We start from the raw sequence: 21,775 nt of genomic DNA on the forward strand, positions 1-21,775 counted from the left end.
AAACCGGTGGGCGCGACACGCCGGGGGACGTCCCTCGCGCGGCCGACGTCGACGCCTACCGTCGACAACTAGCAGCAACCTGACATAACTCTAACCCTCAACTAGAACCTTAGGGTTCACGGGGGAGGGCGTCGGGACAGGAACGACCCGAGAGGCAACGACGTGGCAACTCCGCAGAACTACCTGGCAGTGATCAAGGTGGTCGGCATCGGCGGTGGCGGCGTGAACGCCGTGAACCGCATGATCGAGGTCGGGCTCAAGGGTGTCGAGTTCATCGCCATCAACACCGACGCCCAGGCGCTGCTGATGTCGGACGCCGACGTCAAGCTCGACGTCGGGCGCGAGCTGACCCGTGGCCTGGGCGCCGGCGCCGACCCCGAGGTGGGCAAGAAGGCGGCCGAGGACCACGCCGAGGAGATCGAGGACGTCCTGCGCGGCGCCGACATGGTCTTCGTGACGGCGGGCGAGGGCGGCGGCACCGGCACGGGCGGCGCGCCCGTGGTGGCCCGCATCGCGCGCTCCCTCGGCGCGCTGACGGTCGGCGTCGTGACGCGGCCGTTCACGTTCGAGGGCCGCCGCCGCTCGGTCCAGGCCGAGCAGGGCATCGAGAACCTCCGCGAGGAGGTCGACACCCTCATCGTCATCCCGAACGACCGCCTGCTGTCGATGTCCGACCGGAACGTCTCCGCGATCGCGGCGTTCCACTCGGCCGACCAGGTGCTCCACTCGGGCGTGCAGGGCATCACCGACCTCATCACGACGCCCGGCCTGATCAACCTCGACTTCGCGGACGTCAAGTCCGTCATGCAGGGCGCCGGCTCGGCGCTCATGGGCATCGGGTCGGCGAGAGGGGAGGACCGCGCGGTCCAGGCGGCCGAGCTCGCGATCTCCTCGCCGCTGCTCGAGGCCTCGATCGACGGCGCGCACGGCGTGCTGCTGTCCATCCAGGGCGGCAGCGACCTCGGCCTGTTCGAGGTGCACGAGGCCGCGCGCCTCGTCCAGGAGGCGGCGCACCCCGAGGCGAACATCATCTTCGGGACGGTCATCGACGACGCGCTCGGCGACGAGGTCCGCGTGACCGTCATCGCGGCCGGCTTCGACGGCGGCGTCCCGCAGACCCGCAAGGACGGGCGCGCCCTGGGCCAGGTCGCGGGCGCGGCGCCGCGCCCGTCGGTCGCCACGACCGCGACGGGGCAGGTCTCGGTCGTCGAGCCCGAGCCGCACGCCGGCGCGGGCAGGCCCGTGCCGGCGCCGCCCGCCGGTGCGGGCGCGCACGCCCAGCCGCGCCCGATCCCGGCCGAGCCCGACGACGTGCCGGCGTCCCTCGACGACCGCCCGGCGGCCTCGGCGGGCGAGCCGCGCGACGGCCGGCCGGCGTTCGCGGTCGTCGAGGAGGGCGACGGCGTGACGGTCGAGCGGCCCGTCGAGGTCCCGCGCATCTTCGAGGACGCGCGCCGGCCCGCCGAGGAGCTCGACGTGCCCGACTTCCTCAAGTGAGCACGCCCGCCGCGTGGGCGCAGGAGGCGCTGTTGCCGGAGGAGTTCGGGGCCGGGCTGCTGCGCGTCGACCTCGGGCCGGGGGTCGTCGCGGGGTTCACGACGCGCCACGGCGGCGTCTCGCCGGCGCCGTGGTCGTCGCTCGACCTCGGCACGTCGACCGGCGACGACCCGGCGCGGGTCCAGGAGAACCGCGCCCGGCTCGCGGCGTGGGTCGGCGCACCGGTCGCGTTCGCGACGCAGGTGCACCGTGACGGCGTGCTCGAGCTCGGCGGCGCGGACCGCGAGGCCTGGGCGGCCGCGCACCCGCCGCTGACCGCGGGCGAGGCGGACGCCCTCGTCACGTCCGAGGAGCGGCTCGGCCTCGGCGTCCTGGTCGCCGACTGCGTGCCCGTGCTGCTCGCCGACCCGGTCGCGAGGGTCGTCGGCGTCGCCCACGCCGGGCGCGCCGGCCTCGTCGCGGGCGTCGTCCACCGCGCGCTCGACGCGCTGCTCGCCCGGGGCGCGCACGTCGAGGACGTGCGCGCCGCCGTCGGGCCCGCGGTGTGCGGGCGGTGCTACGAGGTGCCCGAGGACCTGCGCGACGCGGTGTCGTCCGGCGTGCCGCAGGCGTGGGCCACGACCGACGCGGGCACGTCCGCGCTCGACCTGCCGGCGGGCGTGCTCGCCCAGCTCGCCTCGCGCGGCGTCGTCGCGCAGCGCGTCGACCGGTGCACCCGCACCGACGCCGACCTCTACTCGCACCGGCGCGCCACGGCGGAGGGCACGACGACGGGTCGCCAGGCCGGCGTCGTCGTCCTTGCCTGACGGGCGACTGGTGCGACACACCGGCGTGTCGCACGCCTCCTAGCGCCTGACCGTGGTTAACGTCAAGAGACCGTCCGGGATGGCAGGGCGGACGTGCCGACGAACGGAGCAAGGGCGATGGGCGGAGCGCTTCGCAAGACCATGCTGTACCTGGGTCTCGCCGACGACCAGGGCGAGCGTGAGGACTACCTCGACGAGTACGACGAGGAGCTGGAGGCACCCGTGGGTGACGACTACCAGGCCCCGGTGACGCCGTTGCACCGGGGCGGGGTCCGCGAGGCGGCGCCGCTCGCCGCGAGCGACCTGCGACGCATCACGACCATCCACCCGCGCTCGTACAACGACGCCCGGCTCATCGGCGAGGCGTTCCGCGGCGGGACGCCGGTCATCATGAACCTGTCGGACATGGACGACGCCGACGCCAAGCGCCTCGTCGACTTCTCGGCGGGGCTGATCTTCGGCCTGCACGGCTCGATCGAGCGCGTGACCAACAAGGTCTTCCTGCTCTCGCCCGAGCACGTCGAGATCACCGGCGAGGAGAAGGTCTCCGACAAGCCGTCGGGCCGCGGCGGCTTCTACAACCAGAGCTGACGCGCGCGTCGACGCGCGGGCCGGGCACCGCCCCCGGTCCGCGCGTCGACCTGTGCACGGTAGGTTCGTCCCGTGAGCGGAATCTTCGGCTTCGTCGCCTTCCTCCTGCAGCTGTTCCTCCTGTGCCTCATCGTGCGCCTCGTGCTCGACTGGGTGCAGTTCTTCGCGCGTGACTGGCGACCCCGCGGTGTGATGCTCGTCATCGCCGAGGGCATCTACACCGTGACCGACCCGCCGCTGCGTGCGCTGCGCAAGGTGATCCCGCCCCTCACGCTCGGCCAGATCCGTCTCGACCTGGCCTTTCTCGTCCTGTTCATCCTGGTCTCGTTCGTGTCGTCGATCTTCGCCCGCCTGTAGCGCGGCGTGTGAAGACGCTGTGTGCGGACCGGGGCCGCGCCGTGCCCGGCATGTCGTCCGGCGAGCCGTCCGCTACCGTGGTCACTCACGGCGACGGACGCTCCCGGTCCGTGCGACGGGGCCAGAACCTGCAACGGCAACGAGGTGACACGATGGCACTCCTGACTGCAGAGGACATCCTCAACAAGAAGTTCTCGGCGACGAAGTTCCGCGAGGGCTACGACGTGGAGGAGGTCGACGACTTCCTCGACGAGGTCGTCCGCACCCTCACGGCGGTCCAGGAGGAGAACGACGACCTGCGCTCGAAGCTCGCCGCGGCCGAGCGTCGCGTCGCGGAGCTGTCGCGCTCCGACGCCGCGCAGCAGTCGCAGCAGGCCCCGGTGGCCGCCGCGGCGCCCGTGGCCGCGGCCAAGACGCACGCCGAGCCCGAGTCGGCGACGGGCATGCTGCAGCTCGCCCAGAAGCTCCACGACGACTACGTCCGCTCCGGCCAGGAGGAGGGCGACCGGCTCATCGCCGAGGCGAAGGCCGAGGGCGCCCGCATCGTGCGCGAAGCCGAGGAGACCAGCCACCGCACGCTGTCGCAGCTCGAGCAGGAGCGCTCGCTCCTCGAGCGCAAGATCGACGAGCTGCGCCTGTTCGAGCGGGACTACCGCACCAGGCTCAAGAGCTTCCTGCAGAACCTGCTCGGCGACCTCGACGCGCGCGGCTCGGCCCTGCCGCCGCGGCAGAACGCCGCCGCCGGACGACCCTCGGAGCTCTGAGGCGCCGCCTCGCGCCGCGGGCCCGCCCCGACGCACGCCGGGAACCGGCTCACACACCAGCACGCGCCGCACGGCGCGTGCTGTTGTGAGAGCCGGTTCCTGCATTTACGCTGCGGTGACCCACCACGAGGGACCCGACCGGAAGGGCACCGATGGCCAAGCTCTCCACCACCACGCGGGCGGCGTTGCGCGAGCAGTTCCCCAACCTTGCGCGGGACGTCGCGACGTTCCCCGTGCGCGAGGGCGAGGACCCGTGGACCCTCGAGGAGGTCGAGGAGCTGGCCGCATTCCTGCTCGAGGACAAGGCCCGGCTCGAGGCCGAGCTCGCCCAGGCCGACCAGGACCTGTCCGACCTCCTGCGCAACTCGGGCGACGGCGCGGGCGACGACCAGGCCGACTACGGCTCGAGCGCGCTCGAGCGCGAGCAGGAGCTCACGCTCGTCAACAACATGCGCGACCTCCTCGCCCAGACGACGCACGCGATCGAGAGGATCCGCGGCGGCACGTACGCAACGTGCGAGATGACGGGCCTGCCGATCGGCAAGGCCCGGCTCCAGGCGTTCCCGCGCGCCACGCTGTCGGTCGAGGCCAAGGCGCGCGAAGAACGGCGCTGAGCAGGTCCTGACGGCGAGCGCCCGCCGCATAGACTGGCGGGCGATGTCTACCCCCGAACACGGCGCCGGCGCGTCCGAGCTGCCCTCCGAGCCCGCACCCGACCTCGAGCGACCCGCCGCCGGACCGGTCCGCACGGGGCTGGCGAGGTGGGTCTTCGCGCTCGCAGCCGTCGTCCTCGTGGCCGACCAGCTCACCAAGTGGTGGGCGCTGTCCACGCTCTCCGACGGCGAGCGGGTCCCGCTCGTCGGCGACCTCCTCGGCCTGCGCCTCGTGTTCAACCCCGGTGCCGCGTTCTCGATCGCGACCGGCATGACGTGGGTGCTCACGATCATCGTCGTCGCGGTGGTCGTGGTCATCCTGCGGGCGGTGCGCCGCATCGGCTCCCGCGGCTGGACGGTCGCGCTCGGCCTGCTGCTCGGCGGCGCGCTCGGCAACCTCGGCGACCGGCTCTTCCGCGACCCGGGCTTCGCGCAGGGGCACGTGGTCGACATGATCGACTACGGCGTCTTCGTGGGGAACGTCGCGGACATCGCGATCGTCGCCGCCGCGATCCTCGTCGCGCTGCTCGGCCTGCGCGGCTTCGGTCTCGACGGCCGCCGCGAGCACGAGCAGCAGGAGCGCGCCACGCCGGACGCCGAGGAGGCCTGAGCCGTGGCGCTGCGGACCCTGCCCGTGCCCGACGGGCTCGCGGGCGAGCGCGTCGACGCCGCGCTCGCGCGGATGCTCGGCTTCTCGCGCACCCAGGCGGCCGAGCTCGCGGCGTCGGGCGCGGTCCGCCTCGACGGGCGCGAGGTCGGCAAGTCCGACCGGCTCACGCCCGGCGGCTGGCTCGAGGTCGACGTGCCCGAGCCTCGCACCGAGCCGGCCGTGGTCGCCGAGCCCGTGCCCGGCATGACGATCGCGTACGAGGACGACGACGTCGTCGTGGTCGACAAGCCCGTCGGCGTCGCCGCGCACCCCTCCCCGGGGTGGACCGGCCCCACGGTCGTGGGGGCGCTCGCGGCCGCCGGCTACCGTGTGTCGACCTCGGGCGCGGCCGAGCGCCAGGGCATCGTGCACCGGCTCGACGTGGGCACGTCGGGGCTCATGGTCGTGGCCAAGAGCGAGGCCGCGTACTCGGGCCTCAAGCGCGCGTTCAAGGAGCGCACGCCCGAGAAGGTCTACCACGCGCTCGCCCAGGGCCACCCCGAGCCCACGACGGGCACGATCGACGCGCCGATCGGTCGCCACCCCACGGCCGACTACAAGTTCGCGGTGGTCGCGGACGGCAAGCCCTCGGTCACGCACTACGAGGTGCTCGAGATGCTGCCCGCGGCGTCGCTCGTCGAGGTCCACCTCGAGACGGGCCGCACGCACCAGATCCGCGTCCACTTCGCGGCGCTGCGCCACCCGCTCGTCGGCGACCTCACCTACGGGGCGGACCCTGTGCTCGCGTCGCGCGTGGGGCTCGAGCGGCAGTGGCTGCACGCCGTCCGGCTCGGCTTCGAGCACCCGCTGTCGGGACGGTGGGTCGAGGTCGCGAGCGAGTACCCGCAGGACCTGGCGCGCGCGCTCGAGGTCGTCCGCGGTGCCTACGCGTGAGCTGGTACGCCCTGCCGTGGTGGGCGGACGCGCGCTCGCCGTCGCGGCCGCCCTGCTCCTGACGTGGCTCGCGCTGCTCGTCGCGGTGCTCGTCCTGCGGTCCGGCACGGACGCGCTGCGCGACGGCGTGCGGCTGCTGCCCGACGTCCTGCGCCTCGTGCGCCGGCTCGCGGCGGACCGCTCGCTGCCTCGCGGCGTGCGCGTCCGGCTCGGGCTCCTGCTCGCGTACCTGGCGATGCCGTTCGACGTCGTCCCCGACGTCGTGCCGGTGCTCGGTTGGGCCGACGACGTGGTCGTCGTCGTGCTCGTGCTGCGGTCCGTGGTGCGCCGCGCCGGGGTCGACGCCGTGCGCCTGCACTGGCCCGGAACGGACGACGGGTTCGCGGTCCTGACCCGGCTCGCGGGCCTGTGAGGAGTGCCCCGGCGGGGCGGCTCCGCAGTGTCGGACGCGGCTCCTAGACTCGGGGTCATGCCCGACGCCGCACCCCCCGCACCCGCGCAGAGCGCGCAGAAGAGCGACGACTTCGTCCACCTCCACGTGCACACCGAGTACTCGATGCTCGACGGCGCGGCGCGGCTGCCGGAGCTCTTCGCCGAGGTGCAGCGCCTCGGCCAGAAGGCGATCGCGATCACCGACCACGGCTACCTGTTCGGCGCCTTCGACTTCTGGAGCACGGCGCAGAAGTTCGACGTCAAGCCGATCATCGGCGTCGAGGCGTACGTGACGCCGGGCACGAGTCGGCACGACCGCACCAAGGTCCTGTGGGGCGAGGCGTCGCAGCGGCGCGACGACGTCTCGGCCGGTGGCGCATACACGCACATGACGCTGTGGGCCAAGGACAACCCGGGCATGCACAACCTGTTCCGGGCGTCGTCGCTCGCGTCGCTCGACGGCCAGATGGGCAAGTGGCCCCGCATGGACCGCGAGCTGCTCGAGACCTACCACGAGGGCCTCATGGCGACCACGGGCTGCCCCTCGGGCGAGGTCCAGACGCGCATCCGGCTCGGGCAGTGGGACGAGGCCGTGCGGGCGGCCGGCGAGCTGCAGGACATCTTCGGCAAGGAGAACTACTTCGTCGAGCTCATGGACCACGGGATCGAGATCGAGACCCGGGTCACCAAGGACCTCCTGCGCCTCGCCGAGGCCATCGGGGCACCGCTCGTCGCGACCAACGACCTGCATTACACCAAGCGCGAGGACGCCCACTCCCACGAGGTCCTGCTCGCCGTGAACTCGGGCTCGTCGCTCGACGAGCCCACGTACGACCAGGGCGGCAACCGCTTCGCGTTCAGCGGCGACACCTACTACGTCCGTTCGGGCGCCGAGATGCGCCGGCTGTTCTCCGAGCTGCCCGAGGCGTGCGACAACACGCTCGCGATCGCCGAGCGCTGCGAGGTCTCGTTCGACACCGGCGCGAACTACATGCCCCGCTTCCCGGTCCCGGACGGCGAGGACGAGATCAGCTGGTTCGTCAAGGAGGTCGAGCGCGGGCTGCACCGCCGGTACCCGCAGGGGATCCCGGACGCGGTGCGCAAGCAGGCCACGTACGAGACCGAGGTCATCATCCAGATGGGCTTCCCGGGGTACTTCCTCGTGGTCGCCGACTTCATCAACTGGGCCAAGGAGCAGGGCATCCGCGTCGGGCCGGGCCGCGGCTCGGCCGCCGGCTCGATGGTCGCGTACGTCATGGGCATCACCGAGCTCGACCCGCTCGAGCACGGGCTCATCTTCGAGCGGTTCCTCAACCCGGAGCGCGTCTCCATGCCCGACGTCGACGTCGACTTCGACGAGCGCCGGCGCGCCGAGGTCATCCGGTACGTCACGGAGAAGTACGGCGACGACCGCGTGGCGATGATCGTCACCTACGGCTCGATCAAGGCCAAGCAGGCGCTCAAGGACGCCTCGCGCGTGCTGGGCTTCCCGTTCGCGATGGGCGAGAAGCTCACCAAGGCCATGCCGCCCGCGGTCATGGGCAAGGACATCCCCCTGTCCGGCATCTTCGACCCGCAGCACCCGCGCTACCCCGAGGCCGCGGAGTTCCGCCAGGTCCACGACTCCGACCCGGAGGCGCAGCGCGTCGTCGAGACGGCGCGCGGCATCGAGGGCCTCAAGCGGCAGTGGGGCGTGCACGCGGCCGGCGTCATCATGTCGAGCGAGCCGCTCATCGACATCATCCCGATCATGCGCCGCCCGCAGGACGGGGCGGTCATCACGCAGTTCGACTACCCGACGTCCGAGGGCCTCGGCCTCATCAAGATGGACTTCCTCGGGCTGCGCAACCTCACGATCCTCGACGACGCGCTCGAGAACATCGTCAACAACGGCAAGGACCCGGTCGCGATCGAGCAGGTCGCGCTCGACGACAAGGCCACCTACGAGCTGCTCGCGCGCGGCGACACGCTCGGCGTGTTCCAGCTCGACGGCGGGCCCATGCGCGCGCTGCTGCGGCAGATGCGACCGGACAAGTTCGACGACCTGTCGGCCGTCATCGCGCTGTACCGGCCCGGCCCGATGGGCATGAACTCGCACGTGAACTACGCGCTGCGCAAGAACGGCCTGCAGACGATCGAGCCGATCCACCCCGAGCTCGCCGAGCCGCTCGCCGAGGTGCTCGACGAGACGTACGGCCTCATCGTCTACCAGGAGCAGGTGCAGCGCGCCGCGCAGATCCTCGCGGGGTACTCGCTCGGCCAGGCCGACCTGCTGCGCCGCGCCATGGGCAAGAAGAAGCCCGAGGTGCTCGCCAAGGAGTTCGTCAACTTCGAGGCGGGGTGCAAGGAGCGCGGGTACTCCGACGCCGCGATCAAGGCCGTGTGGGACACGCTCGTCCCGTTCGCCGGGTACGCGTTCAACAAGGCGCACTCCGCGGGCTACGGGCTCGTCGCGTACTGGACCGCCTACCTCAAGGCGAACTACCCGACGGAGTACATGGCCGCGCTGCTGCAGAGCGTGCGCGACGACAAGGACAAGATGGCGCTCTACCTCAACGAGTGCCGTCGCATGCACATCACGGTCCTGCCCCCGGACGTCAACGACTCCGCGGCCAAGTTCACCGCCGTCGGCTCGGACATCCGGTTCGGCCTCACCGCGATCCGCAACGTCGGCGCCAACGTCGTCGACGCGATCATCACCGCGCGGGAGACCAAGGGCGCCTTTACCTCGTTCCAGGACTTCCTCGACAAGGTGCCCGCGGTCGTGTGCAACAAGCGCACGATCGAGTCGCTCATCAAGGCCGGCGCGTTCGACTCGCTGGGGCACGCCCGGCGCGCGCTGCTAATCATCCACGAGCAGGCCGTCGACTCCGTCATCAGCGTCAAGCGCAAGGAGGCCGAGGGGCAGTTCGACCTCTTCGCCGACTTCGGCGGCGCCGCCGACGACGGCATGAACTTCTCGGTCGACGTGCCGGACCTGCCCGACTGGGACAAGAAGCAGCGGCTCGCGTTCGAGCGCGAGATGCTCGGCCTCTACGTCTCCGACCACCCGCTGTCCGGCCTCGAGCACGTGCTCGCGCGCGCGGCCGACACGTCGATCGCGACGCTCGTCGCCGACGAGGGCCGGCCTGACGGCTCGACCGTGACCGTCGCCGGGCTCATCACGTCGCTGCAGCGCAAGATGAGCAAGAACGGCAACCCGTGGGCGGCCGTCACGATCGAGGACCTCGAGGGCGCGGTCGAGGTGATGTTCTTCGGCGAGACGTACCTGGCGTACTCGACGATCCTCGCCGAGGACCAGGTGATCACGCTCAAGGGCCGCGTGCGCCGCCGCGACGACCAGATGCAGCTCCAGGCCATGGAGGTGTCGCTGCCCGACACGTCGGCCGTCGCGGACACGCCCGTGCTCGTCACGGTGCCGCACACCCGGTGCGTCGAGCCCGTCATGGTGCGGCTGCGAGAGGTGCTCGCGACCCACCCCGGCCCGGCCGAGGTGCACGTGAGCGTGGCGGAGCCGGGCAAGCGCACCGTGGTGCGCGCCGGTGACGGCCTGCGCGTCGAGAAGTCGCCCGCCCTGTTCGGCGACCTCAAGGCGCTGCTCGGGCCGGCCTGCCTCTCGTGAGCGGTCGGCGGTCGGCGACCTGGGACGACGGCTCGGCGGAGCACCGGTTCCGGGTCGTTCCGGCGGCGTACGTCTACCTGCGTCGCGAGGGCCGCGTCCTGCTCCAGCGGCGCGCCGGGACGGGCTTCATGGACGGCCACTGGGCGGCGGTCGCCGGCCACGTCGAGCCGGGGGAGTCGGTCGTGGCCGCGGCGGTGCGCGAGGCGCGCGAGGAGCTCGGCGTCGTCGTGCGGCCGGAGGACCTGCGCCCGCTCACGACCATGCACCGCGGGATGCCCGGCGGTCCGGCGCTCGAGCAGCGGGTCGACTTCTTCTTCGAGGCCGTGCGCTGGCAGGGCGAGCCCGCGCTGCGCGAGGCCAAGGCCGACGACCTGGGCTGGTTCCCGTTCGTCGCGCTGCCCGACCCGGTGGTGCCGCACGAGCTGGTCGTGCTGCGCGCGATCCAGGACGGGCACGTGCCGCCGATCCTCGCGTACGGGTTCGGGTCGCCCGGTCAGTGATGGTGGTGGGGCGTCACCGCCCCCGCGGGTGCGGCACCGGGGCGCGTCCACTGCGGCACCGGCCGGCCGTCGGCCTTCCACCAGGTCCCGGTGGGGTGCCGGGGCCACCCCTCGGGCGAGTCCTCCCACTCCTCCTGGCGCCCGTAGACCGTCATGTCGAGCAGCTGTGCCTGCGCCATGACGGCCTCGACGCCGCGGTACGTCGTCTCGTTCGTGAGGAAGACCCGGTCGCCGACGCGCAGGTAGAACGACAGGAGCCCGCGGTCGTCGGACAGGCCGCCGCCGACCGCCTCGTCCGTGACGCCGAGCATCGAGTACCACGGCACGGTGTACCCCATGAACTCGACGTAGGGAGCGACCTCGTCCCACGGTCCCTCGCAGAAGACCGCGAAGCTCACGCCGCGGTGATGGAGGTAGACCGCGTCCTGCAGGCTCCAGATGCTCGCCGTGCAGCCCTCGCACTGCCCCTCGATCCCGGCCCCGGGGTGCCACATGTGCTTGTACGCGACGAGCTGGTCGCGTCCCTCGAACACGTCGAGGAAGGAGACGGGGCCGTCTGGCCCGACGAGCGTCGCTCCGGCGTCGACCTCGGTCATCGGCAGGCGGCGCCGGGCCGCCGCGATCGCGTTGCCCTCGCGGGTGTGGGCCTTCTCACGCGCAGCGCCTCCCGCGTGCGCTGCCAGGCCTCGCGGTCGACGACGGGCGGGACCGCGCGGGCGGTGTCGTGGTGCAACGTGGTCATGGCGGCCTCCTCGTCCGGGCGCACGGCACGTCCCGTGCCGACATCCGTCCGACTGCGGGGGGTGCCCAGGAGTCATCGGTCGCCCGGGCGCGCACGTAGGCTCGCCCCGTGATCCGCCTCAACCCCGAGCAGCTCGTCTTCGTCACCGAGCGACACCTGGCCACGCTCACGACGCTGCGCGCCGACGGCTCGCCGCACGTGGTTCCCGTGGCGTTCACCTGGGACGCCGACGCGGGCCTGCTGCGGATCACGACGAAGCGCGGCTCGGTCAAGGCCGCGAACGCGCGCCGACGGCTCCCCGACGGGTCGCCCCCGCGCGCGGCCGTGTGCCAGGTCGAGGGCGGCCGGTGGCTCACGCTCGAGGGCACGATCGAGGTCAGCGAGGACCCCGACGAGGTGGCCGACGCCGTCGCGCGCTACGCCCGGCGGTACCGCCAGCTCGAGCACGACCCCGAGCGCGTCGTGCTGCGCCTCACGCCCGACCGCGTCATGGCGTCGGCGTACATGGCGTGAAGCGCCCACGGCACGAGCCGCCGGGCCGATCCCTCAGAACGGGGGTGGGCCGGTCTGCTGTTCCGCCGTGCTGCCGGGTGGGCCTTCCTCGCGCGGTGGTCGGTGGGCGGGGTCGGCGATCGTGGGTGGTCGGTCGTGCTGGTGGCCGGTGGGTGCGGTCCATCGGGTGGTGCCGGTGGCCGGGTCGTGGGTGACGTGCCAGCCGCCGAGGGTCTTGGCGCGGTGGTGGGTGCGGCACAGGGCGTGGAGGTTGTCGCCGTGGGTCTGCGGGGCGTCCCGGTCCGGGTCGAACGGGTCGAGGTGGTCGAGGTCGGTGCGCCAGGCGGGCACGCGGCAGCCGGGGAAGGTGCAGGTGATGTCGCGGGCGATGACCGCGGCACGCAGTGCGGGGCTGGGCCGGTAGGACCGTGAGGACAGGTCGGTCAGGACGCCGGTGGCGGGGTCGGTGAGGATCCGCCGCCAGGTGGCGTCGGGGTCGGCGGCCAGCGCCCGGGCGACCGCCGCGGGAACCGGTCCGTGGCCGGCGAGCAGGCCGGGCAGGTCGTCGGCGCCGAGCAGCGTGGAGGCGGCCACCGTGACCTGGACGCCGGGCCGGCGGCCGGTCGCCGGCCCGGTCGCGGAGCCGTGCACTGACCCGGTCGGGGTGAGGTCGCCCGTCACGAGGCCGACCAGGGCGTCGGCGCGGCACGCGTCGAGGCGGCGGGTCTCCCCGGGGGTGCGGTGCATCGGCACGGCGACCTGCTCGACCGCGGCCAGGACGCGGGCGGCGTCGTCGGCGGGCAGGTAGGCGGTGAGGTAGGCCATCGCGTCGTCCACCGGCTCCAGGCGCACGAACCGCTCGGAGCGGGCGGCGTGGTGCCGCCGTTCGGCGCCGTCCGGGTCGATGCGGATCTCGGCACGGCGCAGCCGCTCGCGCAGCTGCGGCACGGTGAGGCGCTCCGCCTCGGGCAGCACCTCGCGCACCGCAGCCCGGCGCCGGTCGTCCGGCAGGCGGCCGGTAGCGATCAGCGTCTCGGCCTTGCGCCGGTCGATCCGGCCGGTCGCGAGGGCGTCGGCCACCTCGGGCAGCCCGGCGGTGCCGTGCGCGACGGTGACCAGCTGCGCGGCCGCGTGCCGCGTCATCCCGAGCCGGGCGGCCACCCCGTCGACCGTGAACTCGTGCTCGGCCGACCCGCGGGTGCGTTCCAGCAGCTCGGCCAGCGCCCGCGCCGACCCGGCCTGCGCCCACGCGGCGACCCGCTCCCACGCCGCCAGCACCTCCACGAGCGTGTGGTCGTCCAGGTCGGCCGGCTCCAGCGCGACCAGCCGTGACGCCAGCCCCGGACCCGGCAGCGCCGCGTCCAGCTCCGCCGCCAGGCTCGCGGCCGGTTCGACGGCGGCACGCGCACGATCGCCGTTGGCGAACCATGCGACGTCGGGCACGAACACCTCGTCGACCATCCGCGCGAGCTCACGCTCCACCGCGGAGCCCAGCACCGCCTCGACGGGCGAGGGTGCGGGCGGTCCCGGCACGACCGGGGCACGGGCAGCGCCGGGACCGCCCGTCCGAGCGCGCGACACGCGGGCGGGATGGCTGCCGCCGTGCGCTGCATCGCTCCACTCGAACATGTGTTCGATCATAGTGGAAGCCTCCGACACCGCGCATGGGGTGCAGAGCCCTGACCTCGGCCGACACCCGGACCCTGCCAGATGCCACCGGCACCGCGAGCGTTCGCCGCGCCCCCAGCGGAGCGTCAGGCGACGACCGCCGACTCGTCGCCCTGCGGCGTGGCGAGCGTCACGCGGTCGCCGCGGACGAGCTGACGCCCGCGCCGCGTCTCGACCTCGCCGTTGACGCGCACCTCGCCGTCGGCCACGAGGTCCCGGGCCTGCGTGCCCGACTCCGCGAGCCCGGCGAGCTTGAGGAACTGGCCCAGGCGGATGATGTCGTCGCGGATCGGGACCTCGATCGGGGGGTTCGTCATGCGCCCATTGTCCGGGACGGCCGGCGCGTCCGCCGGGGCCGCGGACCTAGACTGGCCGCGTGATCCAGCGCATCGACCTTCGCGGCCGTCAGCTCTCGCGCAAGGAGCTGCTCGGCGTGCTCCCACGCGCCGAGGTCGGCGTCGACCAGGCGGTCGACGCCGTCGCCCCGATCCTCGAGGACGTCCGCCGTCGCGGCGCCGCCGCCCTGCGCGACGTCGCCGAGCGGTTCGACGGCGTGCGCCCGGCCGACCTGCGGGTTCCGGCCGCCGCGCTCGACGACGCCCTCGCGACACTCGACGCCGGCGTGCGGGCGGGGCTCGAGGAGGCGATCCGCCGCGTGCGGCGCGTGCACGCCGAGCAGCGGCCCGTCGAGCACACGACGACGCTCGCCGACGGCGCCCAGGTGCGCCAGCGCTGGATCCCCGTGCAGCGCGTGGGGCTCTACGCGCCCGGCGGGCTCGCGGTGTACCCGTCGTCGGTCGTCATGAACGTGGTCGCGGCGCAGGAGGCGGGCGTGCCCGGCCTCGCCGTGGCGTCGCCGCCGCAGAAGGACAACGGCGGCCTGCCGCACCCGACGATCCTCGCGGCGTGCGCGCTGCTCGGCGTGGACGAGGTCTACGCGGTGGGCGGCGCCCAGGCGGTGGCCATGTTCGCCTACGGCGCCGACGGGAGCGAGCCGCAGGACGGCGAGGTGCTGTGCGAGCCGGTCGACGTCGTCACGGGTCCCGGCAACGTCTACGTCGCCGCCGCCAAGCGGCTCGTGCGCGGCGTCGTGGGCATCGACGCCGAGGCGGGCCCGACCGAGATCGCCGTGCTCGCGGACGACACGGCCGACGCCGGTCACGTCGCGCTCGACCTCATCAGCCAGGCGGAGCACGACCCCATGGCCGCCTCGGTGCTCGTGACGCCGTCGGTCGAGCTGGCGGCGGCCGTCGAGGCGCGGCTCGCCGACCTCGCGGACGCGACCAAGCACGCGGTGCGCGTGACCCAGGCGCTCGGCGGCCCGCAGTCGGCGGTCGTGCTGGTCGACGACGTCGAGCACGGCCTCGAGGTCGTCGACGCGTACGGCGCGGAGCACCTCGAGATCCAGACGGCGGACGCCGCGGCGCTCGCGGAGCGGGTTCGATCGGCCGGGGCGATCTTCGTCGGCCCGTGGTCCCCGGTGTCGCTCGGCGACTACATGGCCGGCTCGAACCACGTGCTGCCGACCGGCGGCTCGGCGCACTTCGCGAGCGGGCTCGGCGTGCACTCGTTCCTCAAGTCCGTGCAGGTCGTCGAGTACACGCGCGAGGCGCTCGAGGAGGTCGCCGACCGGATCGTCGCGGTGGCGAACGACGAGGACCTGCCCGCGCACGGCGAGGCCGTCCGGGGCCGGCTGCAGTAGCGCCGCGCGCCCGCGCGCCCCTCAGCCGAGCCCGACCTGATCGGCGAGGCGGGCCGCGGCGTCGGCCACGGCCCGGCTCTGCGCCGGCGGGACGACCTCGTCCCGGTCGCCGTGGACGACGGTCACCGGGACGTCGCTCACGGCGACGTGCTCGAGCACGTCGAAGCGGTCGCGCAGCAGCGCCCGCACGGGCAGGAACGGGTAGTGGTGGGCGCCGGCGTCGACGAGCGACGTGAACGGCGAGCGCAGCAGCAGGCCCGCCGGGGGCACCTGCTCCTGGAGCGCCGCCACGACCCCCGTCCCGAGCGACTCGCCGAGGTAGATCGTGCGGTCGGCCGGGTAGTCGCGATCGGCGAGCGCGCGCTGGGCGGCGAGCGCGTCGCGCAGGAGGCCGCGCTCCGACGGTCGGCCGGGTTTGCCGCCGTACCCGCGGTAGTCGAGCAGCAGCACCGCGAAGCCGCGCTCGGCGAGGAGCTCGGCGAGAGCCGCGCGTCCGAGCCGGTTGCCGCCGTTGCCGGGCGCCACGAGCACCGCCGCCCGGCGGTCCGCGGCGGTGGGCCGCACGAACCATGCCTGGAGCTCGAGCCCGTCGTCCGTCGTGAGCGTGACGTCCTCGCCGCCGTCGATCACGTCCGCCGTCGGGCCGGGGGAGCCCCGGTCGGGGTGGTAGACGAGCGCGTCCTGCGCGAGCCAGGCGGCGCCCACCGCGAGCCCGGCGGTCAGCGCCACGACCGCGGCGACCGCAGCCGCGGCGCGCCCTCGCCTCACCTGGTCCACGGGTCCATCGTCGGTCCCGGCGGCCGTGCGCACGGCGGCGACCGAAATACTGTGCCAAGCAGTCACGACGTCGGCCCGCGGCCGTGTCCCCGGCCCGTGCGAGCATGGACCCATGCCCGCCGCGCCGCCCCGCATCGACCCGGTCGCCGTCGGCGGCATCGTCGGCGCCGCGACGTTCCGGCGGGCGCAGGGATACGAGCGCGCGGGCATGGTCAGCACGTGGCGGTGGGACGCCGAGGGGCTGACGCTGACCGCGCGCGTCGCGGGGAGCGGCCCGCAGCCGTACACGTGCCACGTGTGGTTCACGGTGGGCGCGGACGGCCGGTACGCGGTCGAGGCCTCGTCCTGCTCGTGCCCCGTCCGGGCCGACTGCAAGCACGTCGCGGCGACGCTGCTGCACGTGGGCCGGCACGGCCAGGAGGGACGCGGCCCCGAGCGGCCACGGGACGGCGGCTGGCGCGACGTGCTCGCGCCCGTCACGGCGGGCACGGACGGCCCGACGGCGGGGCCGGCGTCGGGCGGCGTGCTGCCGGTCGCGCTGCGCTTCCGGCTCGACGGTGCCTTCGGGGACCTGCGCCCCGAGCTCACCGTCCGCCCCGCGGTGCCCGCGCGCGGCGGCGGCTGGAAGGCCGCGCCCGAGGCGAGCTGGGACGCGCTCGCGACAGGCCTGTACGCGTTCGCGGAGACCCGTGCGGTACCCGCCCCCGAGGTGCGTCGCTGGTTCGCGGACCTGGGCGGCGTCCTGCGCGACCGGGTGGCGTTCGGCCGCGGCGGCGCGGCGTGGCGCCCGCTGTCGGCGGGCGGGCGCGCCGTCTGGCCGCTGCTCGCCGAGGCCGCCGAGCTCGGCATCCCGCTCGTCGGCCAGGGCACGCGCGACGAGGTCGTGCTGGCCGGCGCGGCGCTGCTGCGACTCGAGGCCGGCGCCACGGCCGCGGGGGTGCGGCTCGCACCCGTCGTGGCGTTCGACGGCGTCGACGCGGACGCGAGCGCCCGGCTCGGCAGCGTGGGCGACACCGGTCTCTACGCGGCCGAGGTGCGCGAGGGCCGCACCGTGCTGCTCCTGGGCCCCGTGCCGCGGCGGCTGACCGGCGGCGCGCGCGAGCTCCTCACGGTCGGCCCCGTCGAGGTGCCGGACGCCGACGTGCCCGAGCTGCTCGCCGACCACCTTCCCGCGCTGCGCCGCGCGGCCACCGTGGTGTCCGACGGCACGCTCGAGCTGCCCGCGCCGCCCCGCCCGGTGCTCGTGGCCACCGCAGCCTTCTCCTCACCCGAGCACGCGGAGCTCTCCTGGGCCTGGGAGTACCCCCGGCACGACGGCACGCCGCGTACCGTCGCGCTCGACGGTGCGCCCGCCGACCCGCTCCGCGACGCGGGCGCCGAGGCGGAGATCCGGGAGAAGGCGCAGGCCGCGGTGCGCGCGGTCCCGGGCTTCGAGCGCTTCGAGGTGGGTCTGCAGCACCGCTTCACCGGGCTCGACGCGCTCGACCTCGCCCACGGGGTGCTGCCCGCGCTCGAGGCGGCCGGCGACGTGCGCGTCGACGCGACGGACGTCCCGGGCTACCTCCACCTGGACGCGGCGCCGCGCGTCGTCGTGGACGGCGCGCCGTCGGGCGACCTGGACTGGCTCGACCTCGGCATCACGGTGACGGTCGCGGGCAAGGAGATCCCCTTCTCGCGGCTGTTCACCGCGCTCGCCCGGGGCGACCGGCGCCTCCTGCTGGTCGACGGGTCGTGGATGCGGCTCGACCAGCCCGTCCTCGGCCGGCTCAAGGACCTCATCGACGAAGCGGCGGCGCTCAGCGACGTGCCCGGCCGGCCGCGGGTCAGCCGCTACGACGGCCACCTGTGGGCCGAGCTCGAGGACCTCGCCGACGTCGTCGAGGCGTCCGAGCGCTGGCGCCGCGCCGTCGCGGGGCTGCGCGACCTGGCCGACGGCGCGGCCGCGCACGAGCCGCTGCCCGCGCCCGCCGGGCTGCGCGCGGAGCTGCGGCCCTACCAGCACCAGGCGTTCGAGTGGCTCACGTTCCTGTGGCGGCACGGGCTCGGCGGGATCCTCGCGGACGACATGGGTCTCGGCAAGACGGTCGAGACCCTCGCGTTCCTCGCCCACGCGCGCGCCGTGGAGCCGGACGCGCCGCCGTTCCTCGTGGTCGCACCCGCGTCGGTGGTGGGCAACTGGGCCGACGAGGCCGCCCGCTTCACGCCGGGCCTGACGGTCCGCACGCTCACGTCCACGGCGGGCAGGGCACGCACGACGGTCGACGCCCTCGTGGAGGGGGCCGACGTCGTCGTCACCTCGTACGCGGTGCACCGGCTCGAGCACGAGGCGCTCGGCGCGCGCGAGTGGGCCGGCCTCGTCCTCGACGAGGCGCAGTTCGTCAAGAACCACCGCACGCGTGCGCACCAGGTCGCACGGAGCGTCCGCGCGTCGTTCCGGCTCGCGATCACGGGCACGCCGCTCGAGAACGACCTGACGGAGCTGTGGGCGCTGCTCGCGATCGTCGCCCCCGGCCTGTTCCCGTCCGAGGCGCGGTTCCGCGCCGAGATCGTCCGGCCGGTCGGCGCCCGGGCGCTCACGGACGACCCGGCGGTGGTCGCCGCCGGCAACCGCGCGCTCGCCCGCCTCCGGCGCCGCCTGCGCACCGTCATGCTCCGTCGGACCAAGGAGCAGGTCGCGCCCGAGCTGCCCGAGCGGCAGGAGCAGGTGCTGCGCGTGCCCCTCGGCCGCGAGCACCGCAAGGTCTACGACACGCACCTGCAGCGCGAGCGTCGGCGTTTGCTCGGCCTGCTCGAGGACTTCGAGGCGAACCGCGTCGCGATCTTCCGGTCCCTGACGACGCTGCGCCGGCTCGCGCTCGACGCCTCGCTCGTCGACGCCGAGTACGCCCGCGTGCCGTCGGCCAAGCTCGACGTGCTCCTCGACCAGCTCGCCGAGCTCGCCGCCGAGGGGCACCGCGCGCTCGTCTTCTCCCAGTTCACGTCGTTCCTGCAGCGCGTCGCGCGACGCTGCGAGGACGCCGGCATCCGGGTCGCCTACCTCGACGGCGCGACGCGCCGCCGTGCCGACGTCGTCCGCGGCTTCAAGGACGGCGACGCGCCCGTCTTCCTCATCAGCCTCAAGGCGGGCGGCTTCGGGCTCAACCTCACCGAGGCCGACCACGTCTACCTGCTCGACCCCTGGTGGAACCCGGCCGCCGAGGCGCAGGCCGTGGACCGCACCCACCGCATCGGCCAGACGCGCAACGTCGTCGTGACCCGCCTGGTCGCCGCGGACACGATCGAGGAGAAGGTCATGGCGCTCGCGCGGCGCAAGGCCGCGCTGTTCGACGCCGTGGTCGACGACGAGCACGGCACGTTCGCGCGGGCGCTCGCCGCGGACGACGTGCGCGGCCTGCTCGACGCGTAGGGCCTCAGCGGACCGCCAGGACGAACGGGTGGACCGCGGCCGCGCCCGCCTGCCGCAGCAACCGGGCCGCCACGGTGAGCGTCCAGCCCGACTCGGTCCAGTCGTCGACGAGCAGCACCGTGCGGCCCGGGAGCCCCGCGAGCGCCGCCTCGCCGAGCTCGAGCCGTAGCCGCCGCGCGACGCCCGCGAGGCGCATCGCCGAGTTCACGTCGTGCCGCCCGGGCTCCTCGGCGCCCGGCGCGGGCCCGACCGACCCGATGAGCGGGACGCCCAGGTACGCGGCCAGCCCCGAGGCGAGGTGGTAGGTGAGCTGCGGGCGGGTCACCGAGCGGATCGCGACCACGCCCTCGACCGTGACCCGGCGCTCGTCGCCGTCGCCGGCGTGGACCGCGTCCCACGCCGCGAGCGTCCGGGCCGCGGCGTGACGCAGCGGCACGGGGACCTCGCCGTCGGGCGTGCCGGGAGCGAAGAGCTCGCGCAGGGGCACGGACCAGCCGAGGCCGTCGAGCCGCGCCACCGCGCGCCCCGGCTCGGCCTGCTCGTCGGCCGGGATGCGGCCCTTGAGCTCGAGGCCGAGCGTGGCGAGCCCCGTGGGCCACATCTTGCGCTGCTCGACCTCGACGCCCGGCCGGTCCATCTCGGCGCGCGCCGCGGCCACGGCCTCGGCGTCGGGCGGGGCCGGCAGCGTGACGCCGTCGCACCGGTCGCAGCGACCGCACCGCCAGCCGTCGGCCAGCTCGGGGTCGTCGAGCTGGGCGCGCAGGAATGCCATGCGGCAGCCGGGCGTGGCGACGTAGTCGAGCATCGCCTGCTCCTCGGCGCGCCGCGTCTCGGTCACGCGCGCGTACCGGTCGGCGTCGTACACCCATTCGGCGCCCGTGGCGACCCAGCCGCCCTGCACCCGGCGGACCGCGCCGTCGACGTCGAGCACCTTGAGCATGGTCTCCAGGCGCGAGCGCTTGAGGTCGACGTGCGTCTCGAGCGCGGCCGTCGACAGCGGCCCGTCGGCGGCCGAGAGCGCGCCGAGCGTCGCACGGACCTGCGCCTCGGCCGGGAACGCCTGGGAGGAGAACCAGTCCCAGATGGCCCTGTCCTCGTGGCCGGGCAGCAGCACGACCACCGCGTCGTCGACGCCGCGCCCGGCACGGCCGACCTGCTGGTAGTACGCGATGGGCGACGAGGGGGCGCCGAGATGCACGACGAACGCGAGGTCGGGCTTGTCGAAGCCCATGCCCAGCGCCGACGTCGCGACCAGCGCCTTGACGCGGTTCTCCTTGAGGTCCTCCTCGAGCTGGGCCCGCTGCGTCGGGTCGGTGCGTCCCGTGTACGCGGCGACGGCGAGCCCCGCGCCGCGCAGCTGCTCGGCGACCTGCTCGGCTGCCGAGACAGTGAGGCAGTAGACGATGCCGGACCCGTCGACGTCCTGGAGCGCCTCGACGAGCCAGGCGACGCGCGTCGGCTGGTCGGGCAGCTCGAGCACGGCCAGGTGGAGCGACTCGCGGTCGAGCCCGCCGCGCAGCACGAGCACGTCGTCGGCCGGGGTGCCGTCGGCGTGCACCGCGAGCTGCTCGGCGACGTCGGCGGTCACGCGCGCGTTCGCGGTCGCGGTCGTCGCGAGCACGGGGATGCCGGGCGGCAGGTCGGCGAGGAGAGTGCGGATGCGCCGGTAGTCGGGACGGAAGTCGTGGCCCCAGTCCGAGATGCAGTGCGCCTCGTCGACCACCACGAGGCCCGCGTCGGCCGCGAGCCGGGGGAGGACCTCGTCCCGGAAGCCCGGGTTGTTGAGCCGCTCGGGCGAGCACAGCAGGACGTCGACCTCGCCCGCCGCGATGCTCCGGTGGATCTCGTCCCACTCGGTGACGTTCGCCGAGTTGATGGTCACGGCCCGGATGCCGGCCCGCTCGGCGGCGGCGATCTGGTCGCGCATGAGCGCGAGCAGCGGCGAGACGATGACCGTCGGCCCGGCGCCGCGCGAGCGCAGCAGCGACGTCGCGACGAAGTACACGGCGGACTTGCCCCATCCGGTGCGCTGCACGACGAGCGCGCGCCGGCGGAACGCCACGAGCGCCTCGATCGCGCGCCACTGGTCGTCGCGCAGCGCCGCGTCGTCGCGCCCGACGAGCGCCCGCAGCGCCTCCTCGGCCTGCTCGCGCAGCGTGCCGCCGCCCTCGCCCGCCGAGTCGAGGAGCCCGCGCAACATCGCGAGCTTCGCGCGCCGCGCGG

General features: G+C 74.4%; 19 protein-coding genes. 14 read left to right on the plus strand and 5 right to left on the minus strand.

Going from position 1 to position 21,775, the window contains the following annotated elements; translation table 11 throughout:
* Window positions 1-162: 162 nt before the first annotated feature.
* The 11 genes from ftsZ (at window position 163) to ISOVA_RS06560 (ending at window position 10,765) form a co-directional block, all read left to right on the plus strand.
* Window positions 163-1,497 (plus strand): cell division protein FtsZ, encoded by a 1,335-nt coding sequence (gene ftsZ / locus ISOVA_RS06510; protein ID WP_013838454.1) that lies wholly within the window; start codon window positions 163-165, stop codon window positions 1,495-1,497.
* Window positions 1,494-2,303, plus strand: coding sequence for a peptidoglycan editing factor PgeF (gene pgeF / locus ISOVA_RS06515; RefSeq protein ID WP_013838455.1), 810 nt, complete (start codon window positions 1,494-1,496; stop codon window positions 2,301-2,303). The genes ftsZ and pgeF overlap by 4 nt, the downstream gene beginning before the upstream one ends.
* A gap of 117 nt (window positions 2,304-2,420) precedes the next feature.
* Window positions 2,421-2,894, plus strand: coding sequence for a cell division protein SepF (locus ISOVA_RS06520; protein ID WP_013838456.1), 474 nt, complete (start codon window positions 2,421-2,423; stop codon window positions 2,892-2,894).
* Window positions 2,895-2,966: 72 nt separating this feature from the next.
* Window positions 2,967-3,251, plus strand: coding sequence for a YggT family protein (locus ISOVA_RS06525; protein WP_013838457.1), 285 nt, complete (start codon window positions 2,967-2,969; stop codon window positions 3,249-3,251).
* Between the two features lie 152 nt (window positions 3,252-3,403).
* Window positions 3,404-4,015 carry a DivIVA domain-containing protein gene (locus ISOVA_RS06530; RefSeq protein WP_013838458.1) on the plus strand — a complete coding sequence of 204 codons (612 nt, stop codon included), beginning with the start codon at window positions 3,404-3,406 and terminating at the stop codon, window positions 4,013-4,015.
* A 152-nt stretch (window positions 4,016-4,167) separates the two neighbouring features.
* Entirely contained in the window at window positions 4,168-4,629 is a 462-nt protein-coding gene (locus tag ISOVA_RS06535) for a TraR/DksA family transcriptional regulator (RefSeq protein ID WP_013838459.1), read from the plus strand.
* Window positions 4,630-4,672: 43 nt separating this feature from the next.
* The gene (locus ISOVA_RS06540) at window positions 4,673-5,278 is read left to right on the plus strand and encodes a signal peptidase II (protein ID WP_013838460.1); all 606 of its coding nucleotides are present in this window, start codon (window positions 4,673-4,675) and stop codon (window positions 5,276-5,278) included.
* A 3-nt stretch (window positions 5,279-5,281) separates the two neighbouring features.
* Entirely contained in the window at window positions 5,282-6,211 is a 930-nt protein-coding gene (locus ISOVA_RS06545) for an RluA family pseudouridine synthase (protein WP_013838461.1), read from the plus strand.
* Between the two features lie 19 nt (window positions 6,212-6,230).
* A complete protein-coding gene (locus ISOVA_RS06550) occupies window positions 6,231-6,623 on the plus strand; it encodes a DUF1232 domain-containing protein (RefSeq protein WP_233275960.1) in 393 nt (130 codons plus the stop codon).
* Between the two features lie 57 nt (window positions 6,624-6,680).
* Window positions 6,681-10,265: a DNA polymerase III subunit alpha gene (gene dnaE / locus ISOVA_RS06555; protein ID WP_013838463.1), complete on the plus strand. Its 3,585-nt coding sequence runs from the start codon at window positions 6,681-6,683 to the stop codon at window positions 10,263-10,265.
* The gene (locus ISOVA_RS06560) at window positions 10,262-10,765 is read left to right on the plus strand and encodes an NUDIX hydrolase (protein WP_013838464.1); all 504 of its coding nucleotides are present in this window, start codon (window positions 10,262-10,264) and stop codon (window positions 10,763-10,765) included. The genes dnaE and ISOVA_RS06560 overlap by 4 nt, the downstream gene beginning before the upstream one ends.
* Here ISOVA_RS06560 and ISOVA_RS06565 read toward each other — a convergent pair.
* Window positions 10,759-11,583 (minus strand): DUF899 family protein, encoded by an 825-nt coding sequence (locus tag ISOVA_RS06565; RefSeq protein ID WP_233275961.1) that lies wholly within the window; start codon window positions 11,581-11,583, stop codon window positions 10,759-10,761. The genes ISOVA_RS06560 and ISOVA_RS06565 overlap by 7 nt on opposite strands.
* Before the next feature lie 32 nt (window positions 11,584-11,615).
* Here ISOVA_RS06565 and ISOVA_RS06570 point away from each other — a divergent pair, with 32 nt between their 5' ends.
* Window positions 11,616-12,020, plus strand: coding sequence for a pyridoxamine 5'-phosphate oxidase family protein (locus tag ISOVA_RS06570; protein WP_013838465.1), 405 nt, complete (start codon window positions 11,616-11,618; stop codon window positions 12,018-12,020).
* Window positions 12,021-12,053: 33 nt separating this feature from the next.
* Here ISOVA_RS06570 and ISOVA_RS06575 read toward each other — a convergent pair whose 3' ends face one another.
* Both ISOVA_RS06575 and ISOVA_RS06580 read right to left on the minus strand, forming a co-directional pair.
* On the minus strand, window positions 12,054-13,628 hold the full coding sequence (locus ISOVA_RS06575; protein ID WP_186004578.1) for an HNH endonuclease signature motif containing protein: 1,575 nt from the start codon (window positions 13,626-13,628) through the stop codon (window positions 12,054-12,056).
* A 125-nt stretch (window positions 13,629-13,753) separates the two neighbouring features.
* Window positions 13,754-13,984, minus strand: coding sequence for an RNA-binding S4 domain-containing protein (locus ISOVA_RS06580; protein ID WP_013838467.1), 231 nt, complete (start codon window positions 13,982-13,984; stop codon window positions 13,754-13,756).
* A 59-nt stretch (window positions 13,985-14,043) separates the two neighbouring features.
* Here ISOVA_RS06580 and hisD point away from each other — a divergent pair, with 59 nt between their 5' ends.
* Window positions 14,044-15,369, plus strand: coding sequence for a histidinol dehydrogenase (gene hisD, locus ISOVA_RS06585; protein ID WP_013838468.1), 1,326 nt, complete (start codon window positions 14,044-14,046; stop codon window positions 15,367-15,369).
* 21 nt (window positions 15,370-15,390) lie between these two features.
* Here hisD and ISOVA_RS06590 read toward each other — a convergent pair whose 3' ends face one another.
* Window positions 15,391-16,146 (minus strand): alpha/beta hydrolase, encoded by a 756-nt coding sequence (locus ISOVA_RS06590; protein ID WP_233275962.1) that lies wholly within the window; start codon window positions 16,144-16,146, stop codon window positions 15,391-15,393.
* Window positions 16,147-16,258: 112 nt separating this feature from the next.
* Between ISOVA_RS06590 and ISOVA_RS06595 the strand changes: the two genes are divergently transcribed.
* The gene (locus tag ISOVA_RS06595) at window positions 16,259-19,552 is read left to right on the plus strand and encodes a DEAD/DEAH box helicase (protein WP_013838470.1); all 3,294 of its coding nucleotides are present in this window, start codon (window positions 16,259-16,261) and stop codon (window positions 19,550-19,552) included.
* 4 nt (window positions 19,553-19,556) lie between these two features.
* On the opposite strand, the gene ISOVA_RS06600 is transcribed toward ISOVA_RS06595, so the two are convergent.
* On the minus strand, window positions 19,557-21,752 hold the full coding sequence (locus ISOVA_RS06600; RefSeq protein WP_041295217.1) for a RecQ family ATP-dependent DNA helicase: 2,196 nt from the start codon (window positions 21,750-21,752) through the stop codon (window positions 19,557-19,559).
* Between the last annotated feature and the right edge of the window lie 23 nt (window positions 21,753-21,775).

Source organism: Isoptericola variabilis 225 (assembly GCF_000215105.1).
GTDB classification, from domain to species: Bacteria; Actinomycetota; Actinomycetes; order Actinomycetales; family Cellulomonadaceae; genus Isoptericola; species Isoptericola variabilis_A.